The organism is Pseudomonas sp. C5pp (assembly GCF_000814065.1).
Taxonomy (GTDB): Bacteria; Pseudomonadota; Gammaproteobacteria; order Pseudomonadales; family Pseudomonadaceae; genus Aquipseudomonas; species Aquipseudomonas asiatica.
The window spans coordinates 1-2332 of the sequence record NZ_JWLN01000077.1; the positions used below are offsets into that span (position 1 = coordinate 1).

The window sequence follows — 2332 nt, forward strand, 5'->3', positions numbered from 1 at the left end:
CAGTTCAAGCGTCCCGGCCACGCCTGACTGTAGCTTGTTGACTGGTCAATCTGTCTCGCGGGTAAAGCGATAGAACAAGTTCGGCTCGCTGACCACGTACAAATACCCTTCATCGTCGATGGTTACGCCTTCGGCTTGGGGTATACCTTTCAGCAAACCAGCAAACCCCCTCGCCAAGGAGCGGAAACTCACCACCTTGCCCTCGTCGGTCATTTCAATCAGCAGTTTCGACTCGTCGCTGAGCAGGATCAGATGGCCGCTCTGTTGATCGAATACAACCGAAGACAAGTCAGTGGCAAACACCTTGTCTTTTACTAGGTTGGACATGTCGCGGACGTGCAGGGAAACGCCTCCTTCCAGGCTGGCACGAAGGCCGCTCACTTCCAGTAATTGCCGGGGGTCACGCTCCTTGGTCACAAACAAACGATCACCTTTTAGGTCGTAGGCGAGCCCTTCAAGGCCTTTGTTGTCCTCCTTGCCAAGCGCCAAGGTTAGCGCTGAATACTGGTCTAGGCTCAATGGTCGATCAGGAGAAAGCTTACCGTATTCGTCGATGGGGATATCCACGATAACCAGGCTCTGCCGCCGCTCTTCGGCAATGACCAGTTGACCGTTGCCGGCATAGGACACCGCTTCCACGTCGTGGAAGCCATCCAGGCTGTAACGTCGCTCCACGTCACCGTCACGACTGAGGGCCAGCAGCTCGTTCGGGCCATTGGTAACCGCCCACAGCAGATTTAGGTCAGGATCGAAGGTCAGGCCCGAAAGGTTGTTGTCCACACCGGGAACCGCCTTAGCATCCAGCTCAACCCGATAGCCAGGCAGCCACACAGAGCGCTCCTGCCAATCGTCTGTGTGCCAGTGGGTCTTGATCCAAAAGTACAGACGATCATCAAGGTGATGAGTACGTACTTGGAATACGGTGAGCAACACAAGGCATACAAGCGCCCACATCCAAACACTTACTTTCCGTGTTCGGCCCAGCCAGTTTTTAGCCATCAAATACATTAGAAGCCTCGTTAAATCAGACTGACGCCACGAGCCGTGATGGTTTCAACCCGACTCGGCGCGGCTGGCACAGGTGATACACAACGGCGTGGCCGGATCGAACTCCAGACGGCCCGAGGCGATCAACTCGCCGCATTGGTTACACCAGCCATAGTCGCCCTCGTGCCAGCGCTTGAGGGCCAGTTGGAGACGGACACGTTCATGCCGTGCACGACTGCGGATCGCATCGTTCATGGGGTTGTAAGCCGGAAACCCAGAAATTTCCGTCAGCCGATCAACATGGCTTGTCTCGCGCTTGGTCGATGAGTTCCTGCATCGCCCGCATGACTTCTTCGTGGGTGTACGACTTGGCGTTGGGGTCGTCGGCCTCTCGGAGAGCTTCCTCGACCTCGCGGGTCATCCGCGCATATTCTTCCGGCCACAGCGCTTGCTCCATGCGCAGCGACGCCTGCCCAAGCAGGTGCAGCAGGCCGAACAGCCGCATGTCATTGGTGGCGACGACGTGCTCTCGAATCCGCTCCTGGATCACCTCGCAGGCCCGATGCGCCTCTGGCGTCGCCGTGCCCTCGTAGCCGGCTGGGAGTTCTGCTTCTTCAGCGATTCGCGCCCAAGCGATAGCCGGTGGACAGGTTCATTTGCTCATCCACTTGCGCAGCAGACGCTTTTTCAGGGAGGCGCGCTCTTGCGGATTGCGTCCCTTGTGGTTGGCAATGCGATCCGCCGTGGCGGCCTGGCGCTTGATGGGCCAGTAGGAGCGGCCATCCTTACCCATCGACCAGACGTTGCTGACCTGGTTTTCCAGTAGAGGCAGATGGGCGCATAGAGCTTCCGGCGACGCGCTGGCCAGCGCGGTGCGCTCGTGAGTTCGCCAGCGCTGATGCCAGAGTTTCTTGTCCTCGCGCTCGCTACGGCAGGTCGTGTGCCCAACGATGGGCGTTTTGCGGCGGCTGCGGCTCATGATGTGGTTGTCTCCAAGAACATTCAGGACAGGCTTTCTGGGTAGAGCGCCGTCAACCGGGACAGGGTTTCTTGCACTTGTTCCAGCGAGGTCATCAGATGATCAACCTGATCCTGAAGATCCACGGCGAGATCAAATAGCTCAGCCACTCGGCTGCGTGATCCCTCGTTGAACGCGGCCATTGCCAGTTGATGCAGCTTCAACAGGTCGGTGCGCAGTTGCGGAGGTGCGCCGTCTGCGCTGTCATTCAAATCGCCGCGCAGCACGTCCACGGCATCGACTGCACGCAGCAGTGCCGTGGTATCGAAATTCTCGGGAGTCAGTTCGTCCCATTCGTCGTCGGTGATGCGGGCTGCCATCAGGAGG

The 2332-nt window shown here is 58.4% G+C and carries 5 protein-coding genes; all 5 read right to left on the reverse strand.

Translation table 11 applies throughout. The features are described 5' to 3' along the window. Positions 1-45: 45 nt before the first annotated feature. The 5 genes from RR51_RS28295 to RR51_RS28315 all read right to left on the reverse strand — a co-directional run bounded on the left by RR51_RS28295 (position 46) and on the right by RR51_RS28315 (position 2325). On the reverse strand, positions 46-1008 hold the full coding sequence (locus RR51_RS28295; RefSeq protein WP_010794530.1) for an SdiA-regulated domain-containing protein: 963 nt from the start codon (positions 1006-1008) through the stop codon (positions 46-48). A gap of 45 nt (positions 1009-1053) precedes the next feature. After that, positions 1054-1242 (reverse strand): TraR/DksA family transcriptional regulator, encoded by a 189-nt coding sequence (locus tag RR51_RS28300; protein WP_082044783.1) that lies wholly within the window; start codon positions 1240-1242, stop codon positions 1054-1056. 40 nt (positions 1243-1282) lie between these two features. Continuing rightward, positions 1283-1537 carry a hypothetical protein gene (locus RR51_RS28305; protein WP_425312399.1) on the reverse strand — a complete coding sequence of 85 codons (255 nt, stop codon included), beginning with the start codon at positions 1535-1537 and terminating at the stop codon, positions 1283-1285. A 102-nt stretch (positions 1538-1639) separates the two neighbouring features. Further along, positions 1640-1966: a hypothetical protein gene (locus RR51_RS28310; RefSeq protein ID WP_000091614.1), complete on the reverse strand. Its 327-nt coding sequence runs from the start codon at positions 1964-1966 to the stop codon at positions 1640-1642. Positions 1967-1989: 23 nt separating this feature from the next. Then, positions 1990-2325 carry a hypothetical protein gene (locus RR51_RS28315; protein ID WP_000741275.1) on the reverse strand — a complete coding sequence of 112 codons (336 nt, stop codon included), beginning with the start codon at positions 2323-2325 and terminating at the stop codon, positions 1990-1992. Positions 2326-2332 lie beyond the last annotated feature (7 nt).